This window comes from Exiguobacterium sp. s145 (assembly GCF_018618835.1).
GTDB lineage: Bacteria > Bacillota > Bacilli > Exiguobacteriales > Exiguobacteriaceae > Exiguobacterium_A > Exiguobacterium_A artemiae.
Window position 1 is genome coordinate 1 of record NZ_JACSMV010000034.1, and the last position, 6,377, is coordinate 6,377.

The 6,377-nt window shown below is 43.3% G+C and carries 4 protein-coding genes; 1 reads left to right on the top strand and 3 read right to left on the bottom strand.

Going from position 1 to position 6,377, the window contains the following annotated elements; translation table 11 throughout:
* Positions 1–797 (bottom strand): RNA-guided endonuclease TnpB family protein (locus KNQ07_RS15725; RefSeq protein WP_214767915.1); only part of this gene is annotated, 797 nt, incomplete at its 3' end.
* Between the two features lie 177 nt (positions 798–974).
* On the opposite strand from KNQ07_RS15725, the gene KNQ07_RS16190 reads away from it, so the two are divergent.
* On the top strand, positions 975–1,127 hold the full coding sequence (locus KNQ07_RS16190) for a hypothetical protein (RefSeq protein ID WP_251139587.1): 153 nt from the start codon (positions 975–977) through the stop codon (positions 1,125–1,127).
* Positions 1,128–1,209: 82 nt separating this feature from the next.
* On the opposite strand, the gene KNQ07_RS15735 is transcribed toward KNQ07_RS16190, so the two are convergent.
* Both KNQ07_RS15735 and KNQ07_RS15740 read right to left on the bottom strand, forming a co-directional pair.
* The gene (locus KNQ07_RS15735; protein WP_214767921.1) at positions 1,210–2,478 is read right to left on the bottom strand and encodes a TIGR02679 family protein; all 1,269 of its coding nucleotides are present in this window, start codon (positions 2,476–2,478) and stop codon (positions 1,210–1,212) included.
* Positions 2,475–6,377: TIGR02680 family protein (locus KNQ07_RS15740; protein ID WP_214767924.1), on the bottom strand; the 3,903-nt coding region annotated here is incomplete at its 5' end. The genes KNQ07_RS15740 and KNQ07_RS15735, both read right to left, overlap by 4 nt.

Below are 6,377 nucleotides of genomic sequence, written 5' to 3' on the forward strand. Positions count from 1 at the left end.
ACTTGGTTCTCGTCAACGATCCGTTTCGACAGCTTATGAAGAAAATCTTGACGTTGATTTACAATCTTCTCATGCTTCTTGGCGAGGATGACCCTCGCCTTGTCTCGATTCTTACTCCCCATTTTTTTGCGGGACAAGGCACGTTGTGCCCTCTTGATCTTCTCTTCGGACTTTCGAAGGAAACAAGGATTTTCAACTTTCTCAGAAGTCCACTCGTCGTTTGTCATGATGGCGAAGTGTTCCAGACCAAGGTCAATTCCTACTTTATTCTTAGCGGGAACCCATTGCTCTTCGGATTGATCGACAAGAATGGAGATGAAGAATTTTGAGGTCTTCGTCATCGAGACCGTAGCGGACTTGATCACACCATCGAACGGACGATGTTGCTTCAACTTTACGAAACCGATTTTAGGAAGTTTCACCTTACGATCTTCGATTCGTATGCTCCCCTTCAGATTGTTGGTCGTGTAAGAGGCACGGGCGTTGTGCTTCGATTTGAACTTCGGAAACCCGACAGACGGATCTCGAAAAAAGTTGTTATACGCTTTGTTCAAATCCATCTGAGCGTTCGCAAGGGAAAGGCTGTCGACTTCTCTGAGGAAAGGGAATTCCGGCTTATACTTTGCTGGTGTCGGGAGCTTCTGTTTCGCGTCAGGGTTCAGTTTCGAATCTTCATACAATCGAATCCGCTCTTCGAGCATCTTATTGTAGACGAAACGGACACAACCGAACGTCTTCACGAAATATTCTTGTTGGGGTTTCGTCGGATAGAGTCGAAACTTGTACGCCTTCAGCAACGCAATCACACCTTTCCTTTTGATTCGTTACACTGATTTTATCAAACAATCTCATTCTTGAAAAACAGGGCGATTCATCTCCCACCTATGCTGGGCTTCGCCCTGAGACGCTTAGAGGTAGGAGAATTCTCGCTAAATTTAGTTAAAGACATTCCGTCCTGCGAAACAGACGATGCGATGTTCAGTCAGGCGGCCCGAAGCTTTCCGATTGCGGTCGCTTCGTTCCACGATTTCCGGCTGGCGCATCAAATCGATGAGTCGATCCCACTGTCAGAGTATGCGGAAACGATTGAGTTGTGTAAGCGTCTTGCTTTACACAATTTCGTTTAAAAAACAGGACACAAAAACACTTGTTGTAGATATCCCTTAAAGGTTTGTCTGCAACAAGTGTTTTCAATTGTACTAATTCTTTTTATTCACTATATCGCTTGCTGTCTTTTATCAAATGTGTGAGCAATCCTTCCTGATAACCGGCCAACTTCTTGTCTCTGATTTGTTTTGCTAAATCGATTAATTGGACATGCCGGATACTGTTTAACTTACTTAGACGCTCTTGATTTAATCGGACAGATGGTAAGGACGATGTATAATCCGTAGGAGACATTCTCCATAAAACAGCCTGCTTCGGGTAACGTTCTAAAATCCGTTGGGCCATTTGAAGTCCTTCCGGATCAAAATCACCACTGTAATGAATCCTGCAACCGGCTAATGCCAGCAAATCAAGCATTTTCCAGCCGGCAATTCGAATTTGACCATGTGTACAAATCAAGTTCATTGTCGGAACATCATCCAGGATGGCAGAGAACACACCCGAATTTTCAACGACAAATACATCTTTTCCTTGACTCAAATGACAACCGTCCAACCGCAATATCTCTCGCAATGGGACGTTTAAAACACTTTGTTGCTGACTGGCTGCTGCGAACACCGGATGGATACCCCCGTTATACGTCGCTTGGATATTCGCAATTGAGATGAAATTTGAAATATCATCGCGTAAGACACCGAACGTGAGTAACAATGCATTGATGGCTTCACTCGAAGTCGGATAACCTTCTTGTTGATTAGACAAATGATACAGATAATGAATGAGACATCTTCCTAAAACAGTTGATCCGTCGAAGGCATGGGGATCACCCGCTATGCGTTGCGCATAGACCGAAATCCGCTCCAAATCAGATGGTTTTTCGGTAATCGCAAGATGAAGTGTCTTTAAAATCGTCTCATTTTCATCTAGCTGTTTCAGTATCCAGCGATGTTTCTCATTTTTTGCTTCAAGCAATGATAACCAGTCTGATAATTGAGGATACCTGATCTTTCGTTGCTCGAATTTCTGTCGTCTCAGTTCTTGTTCATCTATTCGGAGTTGTTGCTTCCACAAAATCGGCTCTTGAAAGTACAGTTCCAATAGTTCATGTAAATCGGCAACTTGAAAACGTGTTTCCTGAAGGCGACGTTCGAAAAGTCGTAACGAAACCGTTGGGTTCTCTTGTAGGTGATGAACCGACCGTTTTAAAAAACCGCTGAGATGATTCAGCTCTTCCTTTGTGAATTGTTCAATTTTGACCGTTCCGCTTACTTTTCCTAATGATTCGTACTTTTTTCGAAACAGTTGAAACAGTTTTTCATAAACAGGATACTGAGTAAAGTAATTTACCGCTTCTTCAGCACGGTTACTCATTGCTCTATCCTAGATTTCCCGTCCCATTCATAACGCATGACTGTGACGAAATTTGCATTTTTAGGTCGAAGTAACTCGGTTATCGCCAGTGACGAAACCGTCGTATAATCGCCCCATAACACTTGGGAATTCATGATGTAATTAAAGCCTAACGCTTCCACTACTTCAAACATTTCGCTGATATTATTTTCGTCAACTCCAGCAAATGCCTCATCCAACGAGATGATGTAAGGTGCATCTTGTTTCGCCTTCTGATACCTCGAATAACAGGCAGTGAACAATGGCACATACATCGCCATCGCCTTCTCTCCCCCACTGAACTTAAAGAAGGCATCATTTTTTAATTCACGTTTCGGCTCATTTGGTCGTACATACCATAATTCAAAGGAAAACCATTTTCGGTAATCCAACACGTTTTGAAGCACTTGGAGTAGAGTCTGTCCTTCTCCAGACTCTAACATCATCTGTTTTGCAAACTGAATCCGCGAACGAAAATGTGCGGTAATCCGATCGAAATCATCATCCTTCAGCAATCTTGCATCTTGCTCTAACAAATCGACTAACGCCTTTGTGTCCATTTCCTGTTCAGAATCCGCCGTCTTTGGAACCCACTTGATTGAAAATTTCAATCCGGATGATGTATCTTGATTTTCCATCAAGTCTTTCATATTTTTTGTCCATTGTTTGGCATTATGAATTTTCGCACGCAGCATCTTCCCGACGGAGTCTAATAGGATGTCTTCATACAATTGACGATCCAATGCGCTTAGACGGTCTTGTTGAAGCGTATATTCTGAATGAATCTCATCAAAGAGTTCGTGAGGCAACACTTGATTACCATGAAGCTCGAACTGAAAAAGAATCCGGCTGAAGGCACGTTGCCACTCATGCAAAAGACTTCGATTTCCGACTTCCATCACGTCTTCCTCCCATTCCGGCAAGTCACGGCGGGGGCTAGATTGACGCATCCGATATTCAATCAAATCTGATTGAGTCTCGTTAAATAATTTAGTCAAACGTTCTTCTAAACGAGAACGTTCTTTTAGTGCGAATGTTTTCAGATGTTCTTTCCAAGTTTCAAGGTTTTCTTTGTCATCCAATTGAACATTTCTCCAGGCAGCTCTCATGTTTCCTTCCCACAGTTGCTCTAACTTCCGTAAGAAATCGAGTTGTTTTTGACGCGATTCACTTTGTAGGACAAGATTTTTTTCACGTTCTGTAAACGTCCCGATCTCTTTTGAGATGACTTTCATCCGCTCTTCGGATTGACGAATTACTTCGACAAGTTCTTTGATTTTTTGTTCGATTTCTTCAGCTCCAAGCAGTTTCAACTGTTCTTCAAGTGCTTCGATTTCATATTCGACTCTTTCTCGTTCCTGAGTCACATCGATCCATTCCTCGTGCGCAATCTGAATGACATGTTCTTGATCTTCGATGCGTTCCGTCCGCTCGACGATCCGTTCTTCGAGTTGACAAATCTCCCCATGGCGTCTCATGCACGTTTCAATAGCGTCGATGTAGGTACGCATGAGTCGTTGCGCCTGTTGATAGGCATCCACCGTCATTTTAATCGAGAGTTCACTGGTCTCTTCTTTAAGCTTTGCCTTGTTTTGACGAAGCGTTTGATTTAAGAGGGTCCGTTCGGTTTCAAGACGTTCCAACACATCTTCATGACGTAACAGGAAACGTGTTGTCTCCTCAAGCTGACGTGTTGCTTCCTGTAAGTCATCCTCTTTCGGAAATGCCTTCCACCAGTGATCGATTTGAGTCATTTTTGTCTGTATCTCCGTCAAACGGCTGTTTTGTTCTGTCAGCCGTTCCTCATAGACACGAATCTCTGCGTTCAAATCGGTAACGAGCTGCGCACGATGCCGTTGTCTCGCTTCTTTTCCGATATAACAGATACGCTCTTGATCAGGTGCATGACCTTGAAGAGAACCGAAACGATATCTTACTTCATCAAAATCAAGCATGATGTCGCCCTCTGTATGAATCGAAATACTTTGTAAGATATGCTCAATTCGTCCTCGCGGTAACGTCGTCTGTTCTGCGTCTACTTCTAAATAATCAAATAATGTTTCACCGGTCAGAACAGCACGTGGATGTAACACACAATCATGTTCTACCTGTTCATCGACTTCTAAAATCAAGGCGTCCAATAAACCACTCGCCATCAAGACCCGTTCAATGCGCAGAGCTGTATCCGGTGAGACGTGATGTCGAAACGATGTCACTTCGTATAACGGAGCATGTGGCTGTTTCGAACGTCTTAACGCAAGGCGTGCTTCTTGGCGTTGTGCATCCCGAACAGGTTCTGGATCCTCCTCCTCGTTGACCAACCGATCACGTTTTTCCTCGAGAATTTGTTTTTCTACAGACAACGCTTCATATACTTGTAACGCCTTATACTGCTCCGCTTTGAGTTCCAGTTTTTCTTGCTGGATTTGTTCAAAAAACGGCTCTCTCACTTTTTCATAAGACACCGTCTGCGGCACATCTTCTAGTGAACGAATAAACCGGCGGCTTGTTTCCTCTGCCAAAACAAAGGAAACTTGATCGGACCAGTCGTATAACTGTTCGACGATCCGTTGCCGTTCTGTATGTTGCATCTCTTTCCATTTAGCCGCATCATTTCTCGATCGGTCAACGACTTCTTCCACTTCAGAGGCTTGTCGCGTCTGTTCTGCGTAACGCGACTGAAGGGTGGCCAGTTCTCGTAAGGCTTCGTACAATGTTCCTAAACGTTCCTCGTGCTGCCGAGCCATCCCTTTCCATGTTTCAAATGAAAAGTCCTCTTCTTTTTGAGCATATGCTTTACGGTAAGTTTCATGTAACGAGAAGTCACTTTCTTGCGCTTCATACTCGATTTCATCGATTTGATCCGTTTGTGCTTCGATCAGTTGTTGGAGTAAAAAGACTTTCTCGTTCTTATCTTTCACCAATTGTCGTCGTTTGTCTTCTTCACGTTCTTTATCCCGCTCTCGTCCCGTCTGTTTTTCGATCAGCCGGTCAAGGGTTTCCGTTTTTCTTAACTTATCCTGTTGCCAATGAAACACTTCGTGACGTGCCAACTCCATCTGACTGTTTTGGGCAACCTGATATTTAAGCGTAAGCTGATCGTGTTCATTCGTATGCGTGATTAAAGACTCAGACAAATTCTTGATTTCACTTAATTCGTGTTCCAAATCGTTTTCTTCTTTTTTACGTTCTTTGATGATTTCTTCCCATTGTTCCACTTGATCGAACATTAACCTTTCTTCATATTCCTGATAAGCGGTCTTGATTTTTTGGATGGCCGTGACTTCACGTTCCAACTGTTCCATCTGTTGTTCGGTCTGATCCATTTGCTCAAGAGAATCCGAAAGTGAAACGAGATCGTCTTCCGACAAGGCAGGCAAAGCTGCTTCTAGAATGTCATAAATAACAGTCGGCTTAAAATCTTTAGAGAGTTTCGGACTTCTTAATTCAATGAGTAACTTGATTAGATCGTCATAAGCAACGATGTCATCAAACCCGAAGACATACCGATTGACGAGTTCTTTGTATTCTTTTTGTGTCGTGACGACCATACCGCCGTCACCGATTCGATTTTTCAATTCGATTCGTGAGAGTGGTCTCTTATCCGTACCATTTGCACTCCGGACGGTTTCATAGAGTTGAAAATCTTCACGAATCCGCCGTCCATCCGTAATGACGAACCCTGTGAAATGGATATCCTTTCCGCGTTTCGCCTGCAGACGGATTCCCGTCGTGATGTATTGATTCGTATTTTTACGTTTGTATTCTAAAAAAAGATAACCTGTACGCTCTTTGAACTGCTCCCCGTCAAGTAGACAGGATAAATAATAAAAATCTTTTAAACGGCTTGAGCTCTGTATTCTAATGGAGCCAAGCCGTTT